General features: G+C 71.9%; 17 protein-coding genes and 1 pseudogene. 8 read left to right on the top strand and 10 right to left on the bottom strand.

Annotated features, from left to right (window positions below):
* Positions 1–34: 34 nt before the first annotated feature.
* A complete protein-coding gene (locus AB0P41_RS18630) occupies positions 35–1,093 on the bottom strand; it encodes an SPFH domain-containing protein (protein WP_365932954.1) in 1,059 nt (352 codons plus the stop codon).
* A 218-nt stretch (positions 1,094–1,311) separates the two neighbouring features.
* Here AB0P41_RS18630 and AB0P41_RS18625 point away from each other — a divergent pair, with 218 nt between their 5' ends.
* Complete coding sequence (locus AB0P41_RS18625) at positions 1,312–1,668, top strand: hypothetical protein (protein ID WP_365932953.1); 357 nt, start codon at positions 1,312–1,314, stop codon at positions 1,666–1,668.
* Here the strand turns inward: AB0P41_RS18625 and AB0P41_RS18620 are convergent.
* Together AB0P41_RS18620 and AB0P41_RS18615 are read right to left on the bottom strand one after the other, a co-directional pair.
* Positions 1,650–2,102, bottom strand: a complete 453-nt coding sequence (locus AB0P41_RS18620; protein WP_365932951.1) for a DoxX family protein — start codon at positions 2,100–2,102, stop codon at positions 1,650–1,652. The genes AB0P41_RS18625 and AB0P41_RS18620 overlap by 19 nt on opposite strands.
* Before the next feature lie 134 nt (positions 2,103–2,236).
* Positions 2,237–2,941: a class I SAM-dependent methyltransferase gene (locus AB0P41_RS18615; protein ID WP_356712198.1), complete on the bottom strand. Its 705-nt coding sequence runs from the start codon at positions 2,939–2,941 to the stop codon at positions 2,237–2,239.
* A gap of 108 nt (positions 2,942–3,049) precedes the next feature.
* Between AB0P41_RS18615 and AB0P41_RS18610 the strand changes: the two genes are divergently transcribed.
* Positions 3,050–3,361, top strand: a complete 312-nt coding sequence (locus AB0P41_RS18610; protein WP_365932949.1) for a DUF6343 family protein — start codon at positions 3,050–3,052, stop codon at positions 3,359–3,361.
* Positions 3,362–3,397: 36 nt separating this feature from the next.
* On the opposite strand, the gene AB0P41_RS18605 is transcribed toward AB0P41_RS18610, so the two are convergent.
* The 4 genes and pseudogenes from AB0P41_RS18605 to AB0P41_RS18590 all read right to left on the bottom strand — a co-directional run.
* Positions 3,398–3,766, bottom strand: coding sequence for a tetratricopeptide repeat protein (locus tag AB0P41_RS18605; RefSeq protein WP_356712202.1), 369 nt, complete (start codon positions 3,764–3,766; stop codon positions 3,398–3,400).
* A 71-nt stretch (positions 3,767–3,837) separates the two neighbouring features.
* A complete protein-coding gene (coaE, locus tag AB0P41_RS18600) occupies positions 3,838–4,440 on the bottom strand; it encodes a dephospho-CoA kinase (RefSeq protein WP_365932946.1) in 603 nt (200 codons plus the stop codon).
* 43 nt (positions 4,441–4,483) lie between these two features.
* A complete protein-coding gene (locus AB0P41_RS18595; RefSeq protein ID WP_365932944.1) occupies positions 4,484–5,422 on the bottom strand; it encodes a PAC2 family protein in 939 nt (312 codons plus the stop codon).
* A gap of 95 nt (positions 5,423–5,517) precedes the next feature.
* A pseudogene (locus tag AB0P41_RS18590) lies at positions 5,518–6,894 on the bottom strand (FAD-dependent oxidoreductase); the annotation flags it as partial.
* Positions 6,895–7,057: 163 nt separating this feature from the next.
* Here AB0P41_RS18590 and AB0P41_RS18585 point away from each other — a divergent pair.
* On the top strand, positions 7,058–8,020 hold the full coding sequence (locus AB0P41_RS18585) for a right-handed parallel beta-helix repeat-containing protein (RefSeq protein ID WP_356712208.1): 963 nt from the start codon (positions 7,058–7,060) through the stop codon (positions 8,018–8,020).
* A 101-nt stretch (positions 8,021–8,121) separates the two neighbouring features.
* Here AB0P41_RS18585 and rpsA read toward each other — a convergent pair whose 3' ends face one another.
* Positions 8,122–9,639, bottom strand: coding sequence for a 30S ribosomal protein S1 (gene rpsA / locus AB0P41_RS18580; RefSeq protein WP_356712210.1), 1,518 nt, complete (start codon positions 9,637–9,639; stop codon positions 8,122–8,124).
* Positions 9,640–10,038: 399 nt separating this feature from the next.
* Between rpsA and AB0P41_RS18575 the strand changes: the two genes are divergently transcribed.
* Positions 10,039–10,863, top strand: coding sequence for a class I SAM-dependent methyltransferase (locus tag AB0P41_RS18575; protein WP_356712213.1), 825 nt, complete (start codon positions 10,039–10,041; stop codon positions 10,861–10,863).
* A gap of 124 nt (positions 10,864–10,987) precedes the next feature.
* Positions 10,988–13,489: an ATP-dependent helicase HrpB gene (hrpB, locus tag AB0P41_RS18570; protein ID WP_365932941.1), complete on the top strand. Its 2,502-nt coding sequence runs from the start codon at positions 10,988–10,990 to the stop codon at positions 13,487–13,489.
* Between the two features lie 43 nt (positions 13,490–13,532).
* On the opposite strand, the gene AB0P41_RS18565 is transcribed toward hrpB, so the two are convergent.
* The gene (locus AB0P41_RS18565) at positions 13,533–15,227 is read right to left on the bottom strand and encodes a lytic transglycosylase domain-containing protein (RefSeq protein ID WP_365932939.1); all 1,695 of its coding nucleotides are present in this window, start codon (positions 15,225–15,227) and stop codon (positions 13,533–13,535) included.
* A 185-nt stretch (positions 15,228–15,412) separates the two neighbouring features.
* Here AB0P41_RS18565 and AB0P41_RS18560 point away from each other — a divergent pair, with 185 nt between their 5' ends.
* Positions 15,413–16,288 carry a DUF4184 family protein gene (locus tag AB0P41_RS18560; RefSeq protein WP_356712220.1) on the top strand — a complete coding sequence of 292 codons (876 nt, stop codon included), beginning with the start codon at positions 15,413–15,415 and terminating at the stop codon, positions 16,286–16,288.
* A gap of 21 nt (positions 16,289–16,309) precedes the next feature.
* On the opposite strand, the gene polA is transcribed toward AB0P41_RS18560, so the two are convergent.
* Positions 16,310–19,021, bottom strand: coding sequence for a DNA polymerase I (gene polA, locus AB0P41_RS18555; protein WP_356712222.1), 2,712 nt, complete (start codon positions 19,019–19,021; stop codon positions 16,310–16,312).
* 244 nt (positions 19,022–19,265) lie between these two features.
* On the opposite strand from polA, the gene AB0P41_RS18550 reads away from it, so the two are divergent.
* Entirely contained in the window at positions 19,266–21,536 is a 2,271-nt protein-coding gene (locus tag AB0P41_RS18550; protein WP_365932937.1) for an FdhF/YdeP family oxidoreductase, read from the top strand.
* 83 nt (positions 21,537–21,619) lie between these two features.
* Positions 21,620–22,090, top strand: a complete 471-nt coding sequence (locus tag AB0P41_RS18545; RefSeq protein WP_365932936.1) for a hotdog fold thioesterase — start codon at positions 21,620–21,622, stop codon at positions 22,088–22,090.
* Positions 22,091–22,150 lie beyond the last annotated feature (60 nt).

Raw genomic sequence — 22,150 nt, 5'->3', positions numbered from 1 at the left:
GTGTTCCCACTGACGGGGCGGGCGGACAGCCCCGTCAGTGACGGCTGAAGGGCCTGGTCCGGGAGCGGCCGGACGCCTCCTTCGGATCGAACTCCGGCAGCACCTCCGGGGCGGACTCCGGCACCCCGTCGGGCTCCGGGACGGCGTCTGTGAGCGGTGCGTCCGGAAGCGGCCGGTCCGTGAAGGTCTGCTCCGTGACCGAAAGATCCATGGCGGGCAGGTCCTCGACGGCGGGGTCCGACGGCTGCCCGGGGGCCGGCTGCGCGGCGGCCGAGGGGTCCGACGGCTGCTCCGGGGCCGGCTGCGCGGCGGGCACGGGCGGCTGCTCCTGGCCCTGCTGTGCGCGTTCCAGGAAGCGGAGGAGCTCCACCGGGAAGGGCAGGACCAGCGTGGAGTTCTTCTCGGCCGCGACCGCGACCACCGTCTGCAGCAGCCGCAGTTGCAGGGCCGCCGGCTGGGTCGACATCTGCTGCGCCGCCTGGGCGAGCTTCTTCGACGCCTGCAGTTCCGCGTCGGCGTTGATGACCCGCGCGCGCCGCTCACGGTCTGCCTCGGCCTGCCGGGCCATGGACCGCTTCATCGTCTCCGGCAGCGACACGTCCTTGATCTCGACCCGGTCGATCTGCACACCCCAGCCCACCGCGGGGCTGTCGATCATCAGTTCAAGACCCTGGTTCAGCTTCTCGCGGTCGGACAGCAGATCGTCCAGGTCGCTCTTGCCGATGATCGACCGGAGTGAGGTCTGCGCCATCTGGGAGACAGCGAACCGGTAGTCCTCCACCTGGATCACGGCGCTCGCCGGGTCCACCACTTTGAAGTAGATGACGGCGTCCACCCGCACCGTGACGTTGTCGCGCGTGATGCCGTCCTGGGCGGGCACGGGCATCGTCACGATCTGCATGTTCACCTTGCGGAGCCGGTCGACGCCCGGGACGATCATGGTGAAGCCCGGAGGCCGCACCGCGTCGTGGAGCCGTCCGAGCCGGAGCACGACACCTCGCTCGTACTGCTTGACCACCCGGGCCGCGGCCATCCCGTAGAGCAGGCCGCCCGCGAGCACGACCACCAGCACGGTCAACAGAACCTGGACCATCACGGCCCCCTGACTCCCGGATGCGTCACCGCACCCACTCATCACGCCCTATTAACACGATATGCCCGGTATGCACACTTGCGAACCCCCGTCCGGGTGCCTGTGACCCCGGCCGGCCGCGCACCGGATGCCGGCGCCCCGGGGACCGGGCAGGGTGACAGCGCCAGCACGTCTCTGTGACGTACCGATGAGCCGGACGAGCAGACGAGGACCCGCCCATGTCCGTCACCGCGCCCCCCACCGTTCTCCGCCGACGCACCGGCATCGCCGCCGGTGCGGCCCTGCTCGCCCTGGCCGCCACCGGCTGTTCCGGCCTCGGGCGCACGGCGGTGGGGCCGGTGTCCTACACCACCGAGAAGAACGAGGTCGTCACCGTGCACAGCCCGTCGGTGAAGGGCTGCCACGCGATGGACCCGGCCGGTTCGGGCAAGGTCGACAACCGGACCCTGATCGACATGGTCCTCTACACCACCCGTGACTGCTCCGGCCGGGGGACCGCGTACGTGGCCACCACGTTCTCCGACACCAACGCCGAGCACGCCCTGCCCTGGCGCAGCTACCGGTTCATCCACTGACCGGAGCGGAGCAGCGCGAACAGCTCCCGCGTCCGCTCCCGGCGGTCCCGGGCGATGAGGACGACGACGGCGATGAGCAGGGCGGGCATGACGGCGTTCGGCGGGTCGAGCAGCGTGAGCTGCACGATGGACGCGCCGGCCAGCAGTCCTACGAGGGCGATGGCGGCCACTCCCGCGAGCGGCGGGATCAGCAGGGCCAGCGCGCCCGCCAGCTCCAGAGCGCCGATGGCGTACATCGCGCCGCTGCCCCAGCCCATCCGGTCGAAGGACTCGACGGCCGACGCGTGTCCGACGAGCTTGGCCACCGCGCTGAAACCGAGGAACAGCGCGAGGACGACCCGGGCTCCGGTCAGAGCGGCGGAGCGCATACGCCGGCGCGGCGCGGAGAGGGAGTTCGGCGCGGTGAGCGAGGCGGGGGCGGCACTCTCGGACATGGAGGTCTCCTCGGGGTGACGTGCGCCGGGACGCTGTGCGGCTGCTGCCGCCGCGCTCCCCCGCGCTTACGGAGAGGTGGACCGCACCGGTCCCCGGAACTCATCGGCCTGAGGGGCCCTCGGATCCCCCTTGCTCAGGGCTGCCGTGGGCGCGCCAGCGCCCAGATGCCGTCCGGGGTGAGATAGCGGCCGACGGCCAGCCCGGCCTCCGCCAGATACGCCTCGAACCGCTCCACGGACAGCTCCCGCGACCGGAAGGTCTGAGTCCACCGGGCGTCCTCGAAGACGTACTCCACACGCACCTCGTCCACCCCGTCGCCGACGGGGTCCGACGAGAGGATCCGGATGGTGCAGCCCGCGGCCCGGTCCTCCCTCTCCCGGGGCACGTCGGAGTGGTAGCCGGGACCTTCCCGCTGGACGAGCACGACGCCGTCGTCCTTCACATACCTGCGGCAGGTCCCGAGCAGCCCTTCCCTGACCCGGTGATCGCCCGTGTGCACCAGGAACGATCCGAGTACCACGGCGTCGAACCGCTCCTCGCCGAGGTCCAGCGTCTCGATGGGGCTCCGGACCGTGCGCGCGCCGTGGACGCGCTCCAGCATCTGCGCCGACTCGTCCACCGCCGTGACGTCGAAGCCCAGGGCGACCAGGGGGTGCGTCACCCGGCCCGCCCCGCATCCCAGTTCGAGAACGCTCGCCCCCGGGCGCAGCGCCGAGGCGATCACCTCGGGTTCGCTGCCGACGGACATGCGGGCGTACAGCTCGACCGCACAGCCGTCCGGTGTGATCGCGCCCGGCCCCGTCCCGGTGTGTCCCTCACGTACCAGTTGTCCGCTCATACCCGCCGGAACGTACGGCCGCGGGGCGACGTTCCCCCGGCACCTACCGCCGCCGTCGGGTTTCCGTCCACCGGGCCGCGGGGTCATCCTGGAGAGGAGGCGATGCAGATGCGTACCGGAAGCGAACCGTCCACCGCGCGGAGCCCCCTGCGGATGCGGCTCTGGCTGAGTCTCTGGGGCATGATCTGGGCCGTGCTGGGCCTGGTGGCCTTCGTGGCGACCGGACGTGCGGGCTGGGCGACGGCCTGCGGTGTGCTGCTGGCGGTCACGGTCACGGACTTCTGCGTCGTCGTCCGCCACATGCGGCAGGGCCCGCACTATCAGCCGGGCCGGGACGTCCCTCCGTACGAGCCCTGCCGGCGCGGGCAGGGCCCGGACGTCCCTCCGCCCGAGCCCGGCCGGCGCCGCAGCGGGCGATGACTCCCGCCGGAGCGCGCCGGGGCCTGTCGGCCGCCGTCAGGAAGGCTCGTCGAAGCGGGCCGCCCGCAGGTACTCCGGGTTCGGGTCGAGCGCGGCGGCCAGCCGGAAGTGGCGGGTGGCCTGTTCGGGCCGGCCGGCGCGCTGGAAGGTGCGCGCCAGGGCGAAGTGCGCGAAGGCGTTGTCCGGCTCGCGCTCCAGCACCAGCTCGAACTCCAGCTCGGCCGGGCGCAGTTGGGCAGCAGCGAAGAAGGCCCTGGCACGCAGCAGCCGGGCAGCCGTGTTCTCCGGGTGGGCCGCTATCACCGAGTCGAGCAGCTTGACCGCGCCCCGCGGGTCACGCGCCGCGAGCAGTTGCTCCGCCGCGCGGAAGTCGATCACATGCGTTTCCGGGTTGCTGTCGGGCACGGCCGTATCCTTCCCCTTGCCTGGCGCTCTTCAACATCCGGCCGGTTGCGTGTATTCCGACGTACGCCGGGTCAGCCCTTGGCAGCCCGCGCGGTGAGCTCCGACCAGACCCCGCGGACCTGGGGTTCCAGGTCCTCCAGGGGTCCGTCGTTGTCGATGACGATGTCGGCGACGGCCAGCCGCTCCTCGCGCGTGGCCTGCGCCGCCATACGGGCCCGGGCGTCGGACTCCGTCATGCCGCGCAGCCGTACGAGCCGGTCGAGCTGCGTGCCGGGCGCGGCGTCGACGACCACGACGAGGTCGTAGAGCGGGGCGAGGCCGTTCTCCGTGAGCAGCGGGACGTCGTGGACGACGACCGCGCCGGGCCCGGCGGCCCGCTCCAGCTCGGCGGAACGGGCCCCGACGAGCGGGTGCACGATGGCGTTGAGCGTGGCCAGGCGTGCGGGGTCGGCGAAGACGATCGAGCCGAGCGCCGGCCGGTCGAGGGATCCGTCGGGGGCGAGGATTCCGGGACCGAATGCCTCGACGACGGCCGTGAGCCCGGGGGTGCCGGGCTCGACGACCTCACGGGCGATCCGGTCGGCGTCGATCAGCACGGCTCCGTAGCGTGCGAGCAGCCGTGACACTTCGCTCTTGCCGGCGCCGATACCGCCGGTCAGGCCCACTTTCAGCATGTGCCGACCCTAGCCTCCGGCCGGAGAGCGGCCGGAGGCCATGTCAGGAATCGCCCTCACGTTCCGCGAGGAAGCGTTCGAATTCGCGGCCGATCTCGTCCGCCGACGGAAGGTCGGCCGGCTCCGCGACGAGGTTGCCCCGGGTCTCGGAACCCGCGATGGCGTCGTACTGGTGCTCCAGCCCTTCGACGAGCGTGACGAGCTCCTCGTCACCCTGACCCACCTGCCGGTCGATCTCGGTCTGGGTGCGGTGTGCCTCCGTGCGCAGCGTGTGCGCGACGCTCGGCAGGACCAGCCCGGTCGCCGCGGTGACCGCTTCCAGAGCGGTGAGCGCGGCGTCCGGATAGGCGGAGCGGGCGACGTAGTGCGGCACATGGGCCGCTACACCGAGGACGTCGTGCCCGGCCTCCATCAGCCGGTACTCCACGAGCGCCTCGACGGAGCCGGGGATCTGCGCCTCGTCGAAGGGGCTGCGGTGTCCGGGCATCAGGTCGGTGCGGTTGCCGTGCGGGGTGAGGCCCACGGGGCGGGTGTGCGGCACGCCCATGGGGATGCCGTGGAAGCTGACGGCGAGGCGCACACCGAGCCGCTCCACGATCTGTTCCACGGCGGCGGCGAACCTCTCCCACTCGACGTCGGGCTCGGGTCCGGAGAGCAGCAGGAACGGGGCACCCGTGGCGTCCTGGACGACCTTGACGTCCAGGGTGGGCGCTTCGAACGCCGTGTACCGGTCGCGCCTGAAGGTCAGCAGGGGACGGCGGGCCCGGTAGTCGACGAGCCGGTCGTGGTCGAAGCGGGCCACCGTCTGGTGGGGCAGCGTCTCGAGCAGGCCGTCGACGATCTGCTCGCCGGTCTCGCCCGCGTCGATGTAGCCGTCGAAGTGGTAGAGCATGACCAGACCGGCCGACTCCTGGGCGAGCGCCATGTCGACGACGGCCAGGCCCTTCGGCTCCCATTCGTACAAACTCTGCGGATCAGGCACGGTTACCGCTCCTCCTCGTGTTCCTCGACAAGAACACCCCGCCCGGCCACGGCATTCCCGCCGGCGCCCGGTCCTCGCGGTTGCGCGAGGACCGGGCTGCGCAAGGCCGTGACCGCCTTCCGTGCGGAGGTGAACGCGCCGTGCTGCCAGGCGTCGGTGCGGCTCAGGTGGTCACCGGCGAAGTGCACATGCCCGGCGGGGGTGTTGAGCGGCGCGAAGGCGGGGGCGTCGGGCCCGCCGGACAGGGAGTGCCCGGAGGCCTCGAGGTACGGGGTCTGGCGCCAGTGGTGGGAGAACGACGTGGCGAGTTCCGTGCGGTACTTGTCGCCGTGGATCTTCACGCCCTGGGCGACCGCCCGTGCCTCTCGCTCGCCCGGCGCGAGGGCGGCGTAGGCGTCGGCGTTCGGACCGGTGCTGTAGTGGCCGATGATGGTGCCGCGTTCGCCGAGGTGACCGCAGGGCGGGTACCAGATGTGGGAGAGGTCCATGTCCGTCTCGGTGATGCCCCCGAAGATCCGGTGGCCTCTCTCCCACCAGCGGCTCCTGTACTCGAGTCCGGTCTTGCCAACCGAGGACGGCTTGCATGCCTCCAGGGCGCTCCGGACGGCCGGGCCGAGGTTGTGGGGCGTCCTGGCCAGGATGCTGGGCGGGAGCGCGGCGATGCAGTAGTCGGCCTCGACGCGGCGGGTGCGGCCGGCCTGGGCGTAGGTGACGGAGACGCCGTGCGCCGTGTCCGTGCTGCCGGTGACGGCGGCACCGGTCCGGACACGCCGCTCGCCCACCGCCCGGGTGAGCGCCGCCGGTATCCGGTCCGTGCCCCCTACCGGCTGGAACATCAGCATCGCCTGGTCGTACTCGAATTCGAAGGAGAAGTAGCGCGCGACGCCACTGTCGAAGATTTCGGAGGCGGTGGGCACGGGCCTGGTTCCCCACCCGGCGTACCGGCGGCGGCCGGTCCACGCGGTAGCCGCGCCGGGAGCTGCCGGTGTGGTCGAGCGTGTCGCCGAAGTCCTTGAGGAACTCCAGGAGCCGCTCCTGGTCGTCGGCGGTGATCCGCCGGTCGAGGGCGCCCTCGTCGCCGGCCTTGGCGAGGAGTTCGGCGACGTAGCCGTACATGTCGGCCTCGGCGGGGCGGTAGCGCACGGGTGCCTTCATGCCGGACTTCTTCTTGAAGAGGTAGGCGTTGGCGTTCTCGTCGGTGAACACCTCGACGGGGAAGCCGAGTTCTCGGCAGTGGTCGAGGGCGACCATCCACTGCGGGATCCGGCCGGGCCCGGCGTTCATGTACTGGCCGTCACTGAAGCGGGCGGTCTGCCTGTTGCCGTAGGTGTCGGTGGTCGTATCGCCGCCCCGGACGGCAAGGCCTTCCCCTTCAGGGAGAAGCCACCCGGGCCGGGCGCCCGGAAGGCGGGTTCGCGGCCCGCCGCGGCGGCGGTCGGCGCGAGTCCGAGGGCACCCGTCGTGGCGAACATGGCGCCGGCGCCGCCGATGAGGCCGTCCACCGACAACAGCGGTCACATTGGTCCAGACCTTGACATGCTCACGCCCCACCCTTAACGTCGCGGGCAAATTCAGGGACTCGCCCGGCATTCACGTACGAGAACGCCTGGACCCCTTCGACGGGAAGGCACCCCCATGCGCACCCGCACACCCCTCCCCGCCCTGCTGACCGCCGCACTCGCCGCGGCTGTCCTGCCCCTCGCCGCGGCCGGCCCCGCGCGGGCGGCCGCGGTCATCGATGTGAGCACCGCGGCGCAGCTCAAGGCGGCTCTCGTCGCCGCGGCCCCGGGCGACACGATCCGGCTCGCGGACGGCACGTACACGGGGAACTTCAAGGCGACCGTCCCCGCCACCTCCACCGCGCGGATCACGCTCACCGGGTCCCCGGCGGCGGTCCTGACGGCCGGCGGCGGCTACGGGCTGCACCTGAACGGCGCGTCGTACTGGACGGTGTACGGCGTCACGGTCACCGGCGGGCAGAAGGGCATCGTGACCGACGCGGCGAACGGCGTCGTGATCGACTCGGTGACCGTGCACGGCCTCGACATGGAGGGCGTCCACTTCCGCACGTCCAGCCGTGACGGCGTCCTGAAGAACTCCCGGATCCACGACACGGGCCGGAACGGCCGGGGCATGGGCGAGGGCGTGTACGTGGGCTCAGCGGGTGACCTCACCGACCGGAGCGACAACGCCCGGATCATCGGGAACACGATCGGCCCGGGGGTCGGCGGCGAGAACATCGACATCAAGGAAGGCACCACCGGCGCGCAGATCATCGGGAACACCTTCGACGGCAACGGACTGACCGGTGCCAACTACGACGACTCCTGGGTCGACGTGAAGGGCAACGACGTGCTGGTCGAGAACAACAGGGGCGCCCGCACCACGAACAACGGCTACGAGACGCACTCCCAGCAGAGCGGCTGGGGCTGCGGCACCGTCTTCCGCGGCAACGCCTCGGACCTGACCGGCGCCACCGGCGGTGGGCAGCTCGCCGTCCACGTCGCCAACGCGAGCGCGAGCTGCCGCACGACCGTGTACGCCTCCAACACGGTCACCGGCGGCAAGGGGCTGACGAACATCACCGTCACCCCCTGAGGCCCCGGTCAGGACATGAGTGAGGCCCGCCCCCCGGAGGGGACGGGCCTCACCTACAGCTCTACAGCTACTGCAGCCGATGAGCGACTGGGGTCAGAGCGTCAGCTCTGGCCGCCGGCCAGCTTCTCGCGCAGGGCAGCCAGGGCCTCGTCCGACGCCAGGGCGCCGGAGTTGTCCGCGGACTCCGAGGAGTACGAACCGCCGCCGCCACCGCTGCCGCCGGAGGCAGCCGGGGCAGCGCCGGCCGGGGCGGCAGCGCCCTCGGCAGCGGCAGCCTCGTCGGCCTCGCGGGACTTGATGACCTGCGCCTGGTGCTGCTCGAAGCGCTGCTGCGCCTCGGCGTACTGCGTCTCCCAGACCTCGCGCTGCGCCTCGAAGCCCTCGAGCCAGTCGTTGGTCTCGGGGTCGAAGCCCTCGGGGTAGATGTAGTTGCCCTGGTCGTCGTACGACGCGGCCATGCCGTACAGCGTCGGGTCGAACTCGACCGAGGCCGGGTCTCCGCCGAACGCCTCGTTGGCCTGCTTCAGCGAGAGGCTGATGCGACGGCGCTCGAGGTCGATGTCGATGACCTTGACGAAGATCTCGTCGTTGACCTGGACGACCTGCTCCGGGATCTCCACGTGGCGCTCGGCCAGCTCGGAGATGTGGACCAGACCCTCGATGCCCTCGTCGACGCGCACGAACGCACCGAACGGAACGAGCTTGGTGACCTTACCGGGAACGACCTGCCCGATCTGGTGCGTACGGGCGAACTGCTGCCACGGGTCTTCCTGCGTCGCCTTGAGCGACAGCGACACGCGCTCGCGGTCCATGTCGACGTCGAGGACCTCGACGGTGACTTCCTGGCCGACCTCGACAACCTCGGAGGGGTGGTCGATGTGCTTCCAGGACAGCTCGGAGACGTGCACGAGACCGTCGACGCCACCCAGGTCCACGAAGGCACCGAAGTTGACGATCGAGGAGACGACGCCGGAGCGGACCTGACCCTTCTGCAGGGTCGTGAGGAACGTCTGGCGGACCTCGGACTGCGTCTGCTCGAGCCAGGCACGGCGGGACAGGACCACGTTGTTGCGGTTCTTGTCCAGCTCGATGATCTTGGCCTCGAGCTCCTTGCCCACGTAGGGCTGGAGGTCGCGGACACGACGCATCTCGACGAGCGACGCCGGGAGGAAGCCACGGAGGCCGATGTCGAGGATGAGACCACCCTTGACGACCTCGATGACGGTACCGGTGACGATGCCGTCTTCTTCCTTGATCTTCTCGATGGTGCCCCAGGCACGCTCGTACTGAGCGCGCTTCTTCGAGAGGATCAGGCGGCCTTCCTTGTCCTCCTTCTGGAGAACCAGGGCCTCGATCTCGTCGCCGACCTTGACGACCTCGTTCGGGTCGACGTCGTGCTTGATCGAGAGCTCGCGGCTCGGGATGACGCCTTCGGTCTTGTAACCGATGTCGAGGAGAACCTCGTCCCGGTCAACCTTGACGATGACACCGTCAACGATGTCGCCGTCGTTGAAGTACTTGATCGTCTCGTCGATCGCCGCGAGGAACGCGTCCGCGTCGCCGATGTCGTTGACCGCAACCTGCGGAGTGGTGGCGGTGGTCTCGGTGCTGCTCGTCATGTGGGAAAGGGCTCCGGTACGGACAGTGAGTCGTAGGTACTGCTACGCCGAGAGCCCGTATCGCCTCTGCAGAAGACCGGACAGCCTGGAAAGCACCGATCCGTTAACCGGAAGGCGCCTCGACAACCGAGGGGACATGCAACAGACGCGAGCGCGGCCTGCTAGGTCTGAAGCGCGCAGGCTCGCAGCGCAACTTGTAGCATACGGGGGCAGCCGGACAGGGTCAATGCGCGAAGGCGCACACCCGGGGCACAACACCCCAATCCCGGCACAACTCACGTTCACCGAGGCCACATCGGTCGCAGCGGCGTGTCGTGCGCACACGGGCACACTCACCCCCTGCGGCCCGAGGAGGCACCCGCGTGAGGCGGGTGAAGGCAAACTACAACGACGGGCACGATGAGCCAAGAGACCTACGAGTCCGAACCCGAGGCGACCCGGCGGGAAGCCGGCGAGGCGGAGAGCAGCCGGGCGAGCCGCGGCTGGTGGGACCGGAACGCCGACGAGTACCAGAGCGACCACGGAGCGTTCCTCGGGGACGACCGCTTCGTCTGGGGCCCGGAGGGGCTGAACGAGGCGGAGGCCGCCCTGCTGGGCCCGGCGGCGGACCTGCGGGGCCGCGACGTCCTGGAGATCGGGGCGGGCGCCGCCCAGTGCTCGCGCTGGCTCGCCGCGCGTGGCGCCCGCCCGGTGGCCCTGGACCTCTCCCACCGCCAGCTCCAGCACGCCCTGCGGATCGGCGACGGCGTCCCCCTCGTGGAGGCCGACGCCGGACGGCTCCCCTTCCGGGACCGCTCCTTCGACCTGGCCTGTTCCGCCTACGGCGCGGTGCCCTTCGTCGCCGACCCCGTGCAGGTGTTCCGCGAGGTGCACCGGGTACTGCGGCCCGGGGGCCGCTGGGTCTTCTCGGTGACGCACCCGATCCGCTGGGCGTTCCCCGACGAGCCGGGCCCCGAGGGCCTCTCCGTCTCCGCCTCTTACTTCGACCGGGTGCCGTACGTGGAGCAGGACGGGAGCGGCGACGCGGTGTACGTGGAGCACCACAGGACGCTGGGCGACCGGGTGCGGGACGTGGTGGCGGGCGGCTTCCGGCTGGTCGATCTCGTGGAGCCGGAGTGGCCGGCCTGGAACGACCAGGAGTGGGGCGGCTGGTCCCCGCTGCGCGGCAACCTGATCCCCGGCACCGCGATCTTCGTCTGCGAGCGGGACGACCGGGCCTCGTGAGGGGCGACCGGGCCTCGTGAGGAACCCCCCGCCTCGTGACGGACCACCGGGCCTCGTGACGGACCACCGGGCCTCATGAGGGACCAGGGGTCCGCCTGAACGGCGGGCGTACGAGACTGGGGGCGTGATCCGTACCGACGCCCTGGACCAGTTGCCCGTACGCACCGCTGTGCCCGCCCTGGAGCGCGCGCTCGACGAGCGGGGTGCCGCGGTGCTGTGCGCGCCGCCCGGGACCGGCAAGACGACCCTCGTGCCCCTGGTCCTCGCCGGGCTGACCGGCGGCGGTCCGGCGCGCCGGGTGCTCGTCGCCGAGCCCCGCCGGATCGCCGCCCGGGCCGCGGCACGGCGGATGGCGTGGCTGCTCGGGGAACGGCCCGGGGAGCGGGTCGGTTTCACGGTGCGCGGGGAGCGCGTGGTGGGGCGCGGCACGGTGGTGGAGGTCGTCACCACCGGGGTGCTGCTCCAGCGGCTGCAGCGCGACCAGGAGCTGGCCGGCGTCGACGTGGTGATCATCGACGAGTGCCACGAGCGTCATCTGGACGCGGACACGGCCGCTGCGTTCCTCCTCGACGTACGGGGCACGATCAGGCCCGATCTGCGTCTGGTGGCGGCGTCGGCGACGACGGACGCCGCGGGCTGGGCGCGGCTGCTGGGCGACGCGCCGGTGGTCGAGGCCCAGGGGGTGTCCCATCCGGTCGAGGTGGTGTGGGCGCCGCCTGCCGGTCCGGTACGCCCGCCGCACGGCATGAGGGTGGATCCGGCGCTGCTGACACATGTGGCCGCAGTGGTGCGCCGGGCACTCGCCGAGCGCGCCGGTGACGTCCTCTGCTTCCTGCCAGGCGTCGGCGAGATCGGCCGGGTGGCCGGACAGCTCGCGGGCGTGGACGCCGAGGTGCTCCAGGTGCACGGGCGCGCCCCGGCGGCCGTGCAGGACGCGGTGCTGGCGGGACCGTCGGGCGGGCGCCGGGTGGTGCTGGCGACGTCCGTGGCGGAGTCGTCGCTGACGGTGCCCGGGGTGCGGGTCGTCGTGGACTCCGGCCTCGCCAGGGAACCGCGTACCGACCACGCGCGGGGGCTGGGCGCGCTGACGACCGTACGGGCGTCGCGGGCGGCGGGACGCCAGCGCGCGGGCCGGGCGGGGCGTGAGGCTCCGGGCGCGGTGTACCGCTGCTGGGACGAGGCCGAGGACGGGCGGCTGGCCGCGTTCCCCTCCCCCGAGATCAAGGTGGCCGACCTCGCGGCGTTCGCGCTGCAGGCGGCCTGCTGGGGCGATCCGGACGCCTCGGGGCTTGCGCTGCTGGATCCGCCGCCCGCCGGCGCCATGGGGGCGGCCCGGGAGGTGCTGGGCGCGGTCGGCGCGGTGGACGCCGCGGGGCGCGCGACGGACCGCGGTGTGCGGATGTCCCGGCTCGGTCTGCACCCCCGGCTGGCCCGTGCCCTCCTGGACGGCGCGGACGAGGTCGGCGGGCGCCGCGCCGCCGAGGTGGTGGCGCTGATCGGCGAGGAGCCGCCGCGGGAGTACGGCGACGACCTGGCGCACGCGCTGCGCACGGCCCGGCGCGGCGGGGACGGCTACGCGGCGCGCTGGCGGCAGGAGGTGCGGCGGCTCACGCAGGCCCTGGGCTCCGCGGCGGACACCGGTACCGGCCCGGACGACGCGGCCGTGGGGCTGGTGGCGGCGCTGGCGTTCCCGGAGCGGGTGGCGCGGGCCCGGGGCGAGGGGGCGTTCCTGATGGTGTCGGGCACGGGCGCGGAGCTGCGGGACGGCTCACGGCTGCGCAGCGCGCCGTGGCTCGCGGTCGCGGTCGCGGACCGGCCCGCCCACGCCGCGTCCGCCCGGGTGCGGCTGGCGGCCGTGGTCGACGAGGGCACCGCGCGGCTGGCCGCCGGACATCTGCGGTTCTCGGGGGAGGAGGTCCGGTGGGCGGACGGCGACGTGGTGGCGCGTTCCGTCGAGCGCCTGGGAGCCGTCGAGCTGTCCGTACGCGCGCTGCGCAACCCGGCCCCGGGGCTGGTGCGCGAGGCGCTGCTGGAGGGGCTGCGCCGGGAGGGGCCGGGGCTGCTGCGGTGGACCCGGGACAGCGAGCAGCTGCGGCTGCGGCTCGCGTTCCTGCACCGGGTGCTGGGGGCACCGTGGCCCGATGTGTCGGACGGCGCGCTGCTGGACCGCGCCGACGAGTGGCTGGAGCCCGAGCTGTCCCGCGCCTCCCGCCGCGCGGATCTGGGCCGGATCGACGCCGGGCAGGCGGTCCGGCGACTGCTGCCATGGTCGACGGGCGAGGCCGGCCGGCTCGACGAGCTCGCCCCGGAGCGGATCGAGGTGCCGAGCGGGTCCCGGATCAGGGTGGAGTACGGCGGGGAGCAGCCCGTGCTCGCGGTGAAGCTTCAGGAGCTCTTCGGGCTGGGCGAGACGCCCCGCGTGGCGGGGGTGCCCGTCCTGGTCCATCTGCTGTCGCCGGCCGGGCGGCCGGCGGCGGTCACGGCGGACCTGGCGTCGTTCTGGCGGGAGGGGTACAAGGGCGTACGGGCGGAGCTGCGCGGCCGCTACCCGAAGCACCCCTGGCCCGAGGACCCGGCCTCGATGGAGGCCACGCGCTTCACGTCGGCGCGGCTGCGCCGCGACTAGAGGCTCCCAGCCGGAGCCGGAAGCCTCTCGTGCCGTACGGGGGTCAGACCGCAGGGGCCTCGACCTTCAGCTCGACGGTCAGCGTGGCGCCGGTCGCGGTGGTGAGCCGCAGCCTGTAGGTGCCCGCCGTGTCGTCGGCGTAGATCTTCGGGAGTTCGAGGAGCCCGTCGGCGCCGGTCTTCAGGGTCAGGATGCGGACGGGGGTGCCGAGCGCGTCCTTGAAGTACGGACCCTTGTCGTTCGCGGTGGGCGTCTCCGCATCGGTGATCATCGTGGCGGTGACGGTGGTCTCCGCGACCCCCGTGCCCTTGTACGCCGCCTTGACCTCGATCCGTTCGGCGAACTCGGTGCCGGGGGCGGCCGTCAGCGCCTTTTCGTCGGTGCGGACGAGGGTGTCCGCGACCCGGGCCGTGACGGTCCCGAGGTAGCTGACGGTGCGCGGCGCGGTGGTGCCGGCGACGGCGGTCACCCTGAGGGGACCCGTCTTCTCACCGGCCGTCAGAACGGGCGCGGTGACGGTGCCGTCGGCCCCGGTGGTCAGGGTGACGGTGCGCTTCCCCTCGGCGAAGCGGGTGTCCGTGTCACCGACGACGGTGAAGGTGACCGACGTCTTGGCGAGCGGCTCGCCCAGCTTGTTCTTCGCCCGGACCCTGACGCGCTCGGAGAACGCTTCGCCTGCCGTGGCGGTGAGGGTGCCGGTGCCCGCGTTCTCGAGGCTGCCGAAGGTCGCGCCGGGTGCCGGGGTGGTGGGCGGGGGCGTGGTCGGCGGGGTCGTCGGCTCGGTGGGCGGAGGCGTCGTGGCCGGCGGCGTGGTGGTGGCGGGCGGCTCGGTCGTGGCCGGCGGGGTGGTCGGCGACGAGGTGGCCGGCGGAGTGGTCTGCGTGGGCGTGGGCGACGGGGAGGAGGTGGACGAGCCGCTGCCCGTGTCCGCCGGGAGGACACCCGTGCCGTCCGGGACCTCGTGGGTACCGCGGTTGTAGTAGTCGAACCAGGAGCGCACGGTGCGCAGGTACTCGGTGGAGTGGTTGTAGCTCAGCACCGCCCGGTCGAGGTCCGTGGCGAGCGACAGGTCGCGGGTGCCGGCGCAGAGGTAGCGGCCGGCGGCCAGCGCCGCGTCGTAGACGTTGTTGGGGTCCTTGCGTCCGTCGCCGTTCGCGTCCTGGCCCCAGGTCGCCCAGGTCGACGGGATGAACTGCATCGGGCCGACCGCGCGGTCGTGGGTCGAGTCCCCGTCGTACGCCCCGCCGTCGGTGTCCTTGATCAGCGCGAAGCCCTGGCCGTTGAGCGCCGGGCCGAGGATCGGGGAGAGGGTGGTGCCGTTCGCGTCGACCTTGCCGCCGCGGGCCTGGCCGGACTCGACCTTGCCGATCGCGGCGAGGAGCTGCCACGGCAGACGGCACGCCGCGTCGGTGCTCGCGAGGTCCCGCTCGGCCTTCTTGTACGCGTCCAGGACGGTGGCCGGGATACCCGCTTCGGCACTGCCGGTCACCGGCAGGTTCACGGACGTACCGGGCTTGTCGGGCGTCTCGAGCGGCGGGAGGTCCGTGTAGTAGGGCGAGTTGCCCGTGGCCGCGCTGTCGCCGGGCGGTGTCGCGCCGGCCGCGGTCCGGTCGTCAGCGGCACTGCCGGGGTGCGGTGCGGCAGGAGCCTGGGAGGCGGAGAGGGCTGCTACGGCGGCGGCGGCCACCGCGGTGGTCGTGGCCCCCCTGCGCAGCCTGCGGCCGAATTGCGCTGCCATACGTGTCGGTTCCTCCCCGTCGACGGCTGTCCGCGCTCCCCGCGCGAGAACTCAGGCGACCCTACGACAACTCCCGCCGCCCGAACACTGGTCCCCGCCCGGTTCTCACCGGTTTCTCAGCTTCACGGCCGTCAAGTCACCTCGATGTCCGCGCGGGTGACAGGGGCTCACGCATACTTGCCGCCATGCCGTTCACGCTCAGCCACGCCGCAGCCGTGCTCCCGGGAATCCGCAGGTCCGGCACGGGCCGTGGGCCCCTCGTCGCCTCGGCGCTCGTCGCCGGGTCGTTCGCTCCCGACCTCACCTACTACGCGGACACGGTGGTGCCGGGGGCGATGGAGTTCGGCGAGGTGACACACGCCGTGTGGGGAGTGTTCACCGTGGATGTCGTCGTCACCGGCGCCCTGGTGGCACTCTGGCTGCTGTTGCGCGAACCGCTCGTCGCACTGCTGCCCGTGGCGGCGCGGGGGCGGGTGCACGCCTTCGTGCGGGGGCGCCGCCGTGAGCCGGGCCGCCCGGTCCTTCCCGAGGCGGTGTGGTTCTACCTGTCCGCCGTCATCGGCTCGGGGACCCACGTGGTGTGGGACGCCTTCACGCACCACGACCGGTGGGGCACGGAGCTGATCCCCTTCCTCGGCCGGAGCGTCGGCGGCCACCCGGTGTTCCAGATCGTCCAGTACGGCAGCTCGGCCGTGGCCCTGGTGGTCCTGGCGTGGTTCATCCACACAGGGCTGCGGGACACCGGGCCGGTCCCGGCCCCGGCGTCGGTGCCGGTGCTGAGCCGGGCCGAACGCCGGTGGGCCGGTGCGCTCCTGGTGCCGTGCGTCCTGCTGGGCGCCGTCCACCGGTGTGCCCGCTGGTACGCGCACTTCGGGCGCGTCGACACGCCCCTGGACATCATCCCGACCGCGTGCTTCGGCGCCGGGGCGGGCCTGGCGGCCGGGCTGGTGCTGTACGGGGTGTGGGCGCGGCTGCTGCGGAAACCGTCCGGACCCCGCCCGGCGGACGGGCCCCGTGCGGATACCGCGCGGGGCCACCCGGCCGGCCAGGACGCCGGCTGAGCACGGCTCCCGGAGAGGAACTCAGTGCGCGGCCGTCTCCCAGTCCTTGCCGACACCGACCGAGACGTCCAGCGGCGCACGGAGCTCGACCGCCGTGGACATCTCCCGGCGGAGGATCTCCTCGACCTGCTCCCGCTCGCCCTTCGCGATCTCCAGGACGATTTCGTCATGGACCTGGAGCAGCATCCGTGACGTCAGCTCCGCCTCCCTCAGCGCCCGGTCCACGTGCAGCATCGCGACCTTCACGATGTCGGCGGCCGTCCCCTGGATCGGGGCGTTGAGCGCCATCCGCTCGGCGGCCTCGCGCCGCTGGCGGTTGTCGCTGTTCAGGTCCGGGAGGTAGCGGCGGCGGCCGAGGATCGTCTCCGTGTACCCGGTGGACCTGGCTTCCTCCACGACCCGGTGCAGATAGTCACGCACCCCGCCGAACCGCAGGAAGTAGGTGTCCATCAGCCCGCGCGCCTCGCCGGCCTCGATGTTCAGCTGCTGGGAGAGACCGAACGCGGACAGCCCGTACGCCAGCCCGTACGACATGGCCTTGATCTTGCGGCGCATCTCCGCGTCGACGGCCGACTTCTCGACGCCGAACACCTGCGAGGCGACCGTCGTGTGCAGGTCCTCCCCGGAGGTGAACGCCTCGATCAGCCCGGCGTCCTCCGAGAGGTGGGCCATCACCCGCAGCTCGATCTGGCTGTAGTCGGCCGTCATCAGCGTCTCGAAGCCCTCGCCGACCACGAAGCCCCGGCGGATCGCCCGCCCCTCGTCCGTGCGCACGGGGATGTTCTGCAGGTTCGGGTCGGTGGACGAGAGCCGGCCCGTCGCCGCGACCGTCTGGTTGAACGTGGTGTGGATACGGCCGTCCCCACCGATCGTCTTGATCAGGCCCTCGACCGTGACCCGCAGCTTCGCCTGCTCCCGGTGGCGCAGCATGATGACCGGCAGCTCGTGCTCGGTCTGCGCGGCCAGCCAGGCCAGCGCGTCCGCGTCGGTCGTGTAACCCGTCTTCGTCTTCTTCGTCTTCGGCAGGGCCAGCTCACCGAAGAGCACTTCCTGGAGCTGCTTGGGCGAGCCGAGGTTGAACTCACGGCCCACCGCGGCGTGCGCCTCCTTCACCGCCTGCTGCACCGCACCGGCGAACTGCTGCTCCATGCCCTCCAGATGCGCCCGGTCGGCGGCGATGCCGTGCCGCTCCAGACGGGCCAGCATGATGGAGGTCGGCAGTTCCATGTCGTGCAGCAGCCCGGTCGCGCCGACCTCCTTCAGACGCGTCGTGAACGCGTCCCCGAGGTCCAGCACCGCGCGGGCCTGCGCCATCAGGGCGTCGGCCTCCGCACGGTCGTCCGCGCCGAAGGCCAGCTGCCCGTCGGACGCGGGGGCCGGGGCCAGCTCACGGCCGAGGTACTCCACGGCCAGGGCGTCCAGGGCGAAGGAACGGCGGCCCGGCTTGACGAGATAGGCGGCGAGCGCGGTGTCCATGGAGATGCCCTCCAGCCGCCAGCCCTGCTCGGGAAAGACCCGCAGGGCGTTCTTGGCGTTGTGGAGGACCTTGGGCCGCGCCGGGTCCGCGAGCCAGGCGGCGAGTGCCTGCTCGTCGGCCTCGTCGAGCTCGGCCGGGTCCAGCCAGGCGGCGGCACCGTCCGCGGCGGCGAGCGCGATCTCCGTGACCGTGCCCGTCCCCAGTGACCAGGTGTCGACGGTCATCACACCGAGCGGCTGCCCCCCGTGGGTCTCCAGCCACGGAGCGACCTCACCCGACCCCAGCACCGCGCCGTCCAGCTCGATACCGGCCAGCGGCTCCGGCGGACCGGCCTCCTCCGCCCCCGGGTCGACGGCCAGCAGCCGCTCGCGCAGGCTCGGGTTACGGATCTCCAGAATGTCCAGCACACCCGTGACCGCCGTGCGGTCGTACGGCGCGCGCTCGAGCTCGGCCGGGGCCTTCGGCAGCTCCACGTCACGGACCATCTCGGTCAGCACACGGTTCATCTTCACCGCGTCCAGGTGGTCCCGGAAATTCTGGCCGGCCTTGCCCTTGACCTCGTCGGCCCGCTCGACCAGCTCCGCGAACGAACCGAACTGGTTGATCCACTTCGCCGCCGTCTTCTCACCCACACCGGGGATGCCCGGAAGATTGTCCGAGGGGTCGCCCCGAAGAGCCGCGAAATCCGGATACTGCGAAGGCGTGAGGCCGTACTTCTCCTCGACCTTCTCCGGGGTGAAGCGCGTCAGCTCCGAGACACCCTTCGTCGGGTAGAGCACCGTCACATTGTCCGTGATCAGCTGGAACGAGTCCCGGTCGCCCGTGACGATCAGCACCTCGAAGCCGGCCGCCTCGGCCTGCGTGGCCAGCGTCGCGATGACGTCGTCGGCCTCGAAACCGTCCACCGCGAACCGGTCCGCGTGCATCGCGTCCAGAAGCTCACCGATCAGCTCGACCTGCCCCTTGAACTCGTCGGGGGTCTTCGAACGATTCGCCTTGTACTCGGGGAACTCCTGCGCGCGCCACGTCTTGCGGGACACGTCGAACGCCACCGCGAAATGCGTGGGAGCCTCGTCACGCAACGTGTTCGCCAGCATCGACATGAAGCCGTACACGGCATTCGTCGGCTGCCCCGTCGCCGTCGTGAAATTCTCCGCGGGCAGGGCGAAGAACGCCCTGTACGCCAGGGAGTGCCCGTCCATCAGGAGCAGGCGCGGTCGGTTGTCTGCCGTCTTCTTCGATGCCGTCTCAGCCACGCCCCCGATCCTGCCACGGACCACTGACAATCCGGACCGGCCGCCGCCCCGCCCCGGCCGGGGCACCGCCGCCGCACCCTCCCAGCGGCCCCCTTCCCGCCCTGCGACCCGCCACGCGTGCATGACAGGATCGGAGGACCGTCAAGGCGTAAGAAGAAGAGACAGGACGCCACGGGCCCGGCCGGACGCGACACACGCGCCCGCACCACGCCCGGAGGCGGCCGAAGGCTCGAAGGGGAGCACCATGGCCACCAAGCCCCCGACCGGTGACCCGGTCCAGGACGCCCCGCGGATCGACGCGGTCCAGCACGCCGCCGCCGGACTGCCCGCCGTCGCCCACACCCTGCGCGTCGCCCGGCAGCAGATGGGCGTCCGGCGCACCGCGCAGACCCTCCTCAAGGTCAACCAGAAGGACGGCTTCGACTGCCCCGGCTGCGCCTGGCCCGAGGGCGACAAGCGCCACACCGCCGAATTCTGCGAGAACGGTGCCAAGGCCGTCGCCGAGGAGGCGACCCTGCGCCGCGTCACCCCCGACTTCTTCGCCGCCCACCCCGTCGCCGACCTGGGCACCCGCAGCGGCTACTGGCTCGGCCAGCAGGGACGCATCACACAGCCGGTGTATCTGCCCGAGGGCGCCGACCGGTACGAGGCCGTGACCTGGGAACGCGCCTTCGAGATCATCGCCGAGGAGCTGACCGCGCTCTCCTCCCCCGACGAAGCCCTCTTCTACACCTCCGGGCGCACCAGCAACGAGGCGGCCTTCCTCCTCCAGCTCTTCGCCCGCGAGTTCGGCACCAACAACCTGCCCGACTGCTCCAACATGTGCCACGAGTCGTCCGGCTCGGCCCTCACCGAGACCATCGGGATCGGCAAGGGCAGCGTCAGCCTGGAAGACCTCCACCACGCCGACCTGATCATCGTCGCCGGACAGAACCCCGGCACCAACCACCCCCGGATGCTCTCCGCCCTCGAACAGGCCAAGAACGCCGGGGCGAAGATCATCTCGGTGAACCCGCTGCCCGAAGCCGGCCTCGAACGGTTCAAGAACCCCCAGACCGCCCACGGCATGCTCAAGGGCGCCGCCCTCACCGACCTCTTCCTCCAGATCCGCATCGGCGGCGACCAGGCACTCTTCCGCCTCCTCAACAAAATGATCATCGAGGCCGACGGAGCCGTCGACACCGACTTCATCACCGAACACACCCACGGCTACGAGGAATTCGCCCAGGCCGCCCGCGCGGCCGACTGGGACGACACCCTCACCGCCACCGGCCTCGACCGCGACGCCATCGAACAGGCGCTCGCCATGATCCTCGCGTCGGAACGCACCATCGTCTGCTGGGCCATGGGCCTCACCCAGCACAAGCACTCCGTGCCGACCATCCGCGAAGTCGTCAATTTCCTCCTCCTGCGCGGCAACATCGGCAGGCCCGGCGCCGGCGTCTGCCCCGTACGCGGCCACTCCAACGTCCAGGGCGACCGCACCATGGGCATCTTCGAACGGCCCTCCACCGCCTTCCTCGACGCCCTCGACCAGGAATTCGGCATCACCTCACCCCGTCACCACGGCTACGACGTCGTACGGTCCATCCAGGCGCTCCGCGACGGCGACGCCAAGGTCTTCTTCGCCATGGGCGGCAACTTCGTCGGCGCCACCCCCGACACCGCCGTCACCGAAGCCGCGATGCGCCGCGCCCGGCTCACCGTCCACGTCTCGACCAAGCTCAACCGCTCGCACGCCGTCACCGGCACCCGCGCCCTGATCCTGCCCACCCTCGGCCGCACCGACAAGGACACCCAGGCCGGCGGCAAGCAGTTCGTCACCGTCGAGGACTCCATGGGCATGGTCCACTCCTCACGCGGCAACCTCACCCCCGCGAGCCCCCACCTGCTCTCCGAACCCGCCATCGTCGCCCGCATGGCACGCGCCGTTCTCGGCCCCTCCTCCACCACCCCCTGGGAGGAGTTCGAGAAGGACTACGGCACGATCCGCGACCGCATCGCCCGCGTCGTCCCCGGCTTCGAGGACTTCAACACCCGCGTCGCACGGCCCGGCGGATTCACCCTCCCCCACGCCCCCCGCGACGAACGCCGCTTCCCCACCACCACCGGCAAGGCCAACTTCACCGCCGCGCCCGTCGAATACCCGAAGCTCCCCGAAGGCAGGCTGCTGCTCCAGACCCTGCGCTCCCACGACCAGTACAACACCACGATCTACGGCCTCGACGACCGCTACCGCGGCATCAAGGGCGGCCGCCGCATCGTCATGATCAACCCCGACGACGCCCAGGCCCTCGGCCTCGCCGACGGCGCCTACACCGACCTCGTCAGCGAATGGAAGGACGGCGTCGAACGCCGCGCCCCCGGTTTCCGCGTCGTCCACTACCCCACCGCCCGCGGCTGCGCCGCCGCGTACTACCCGGAGACCAACGTGCTCGTCCCCCTCGACGCCACCGCGGACACCAGCAACACCCCGGCCAGCAAATCGGTCGTCGTCCGGTTCGAAACCGTTTGAACGCCCCTAAGCGCACGCTCAGCTGTCTGATAAGAACAGTGCACACAGCAACGAACGACCGCACACGATCGGAGCCGGACCCCATGGGCGAGCACACCGCACCCACGTTCCCCCAGGAGATCATCGACGAGTACGCGGCACTCGGCGTCGACCTCCCCGCACTCTTCTCCGCCGGGCACCTCGGCGAGCGCATGGGCGTCACGATCGTCGAGGCCTCCGCCGACCGCGTCGTGGGCACCATGCCCGTCGAAGGCAACACCCAGCCTTACGGCCTCCTCCACGGCGGCGCCTCGGCCGTCCTCGCCGAGACCCTCGGCTCCATCGGCTCCATGCTCCACGGCGGCCCCTCCAAGCTCGCCGTCGGCGTCGACCTGAACTGCACCCACCACCGCGGCGTCCGGAGCGGCCTCGTCACGGGCGTCGCCACCCCCGTACACCGCGGCCGCTCCACCGCCACGTACGAGATCGTCATCACCGACGAGCACGACAAGCGGGTCTGCACCGCCCGCCTCACCTGCCTGCTCCGCGACGCCCCCGGCCCCGCCGCCGGCTGACACCCGCCCTCCAACACCCCCTGCCCGGCCGGAACGCACACCGCATTCCGGACCGGGCAG

This window comes from Streptomyces sp. NPDC079167 (genome assembly GCF_040686735.1).
Taxonomy (GTDB): Bacteria; Actinomycetota; Actinomycetes; order Streptomycetales; family Streptomycetaceae; genus Streptomyces.
Note: the sequence above shows the minus strand (reverse complement) of the source record. Positions and strands in the feature narration are given on the sequence as shown.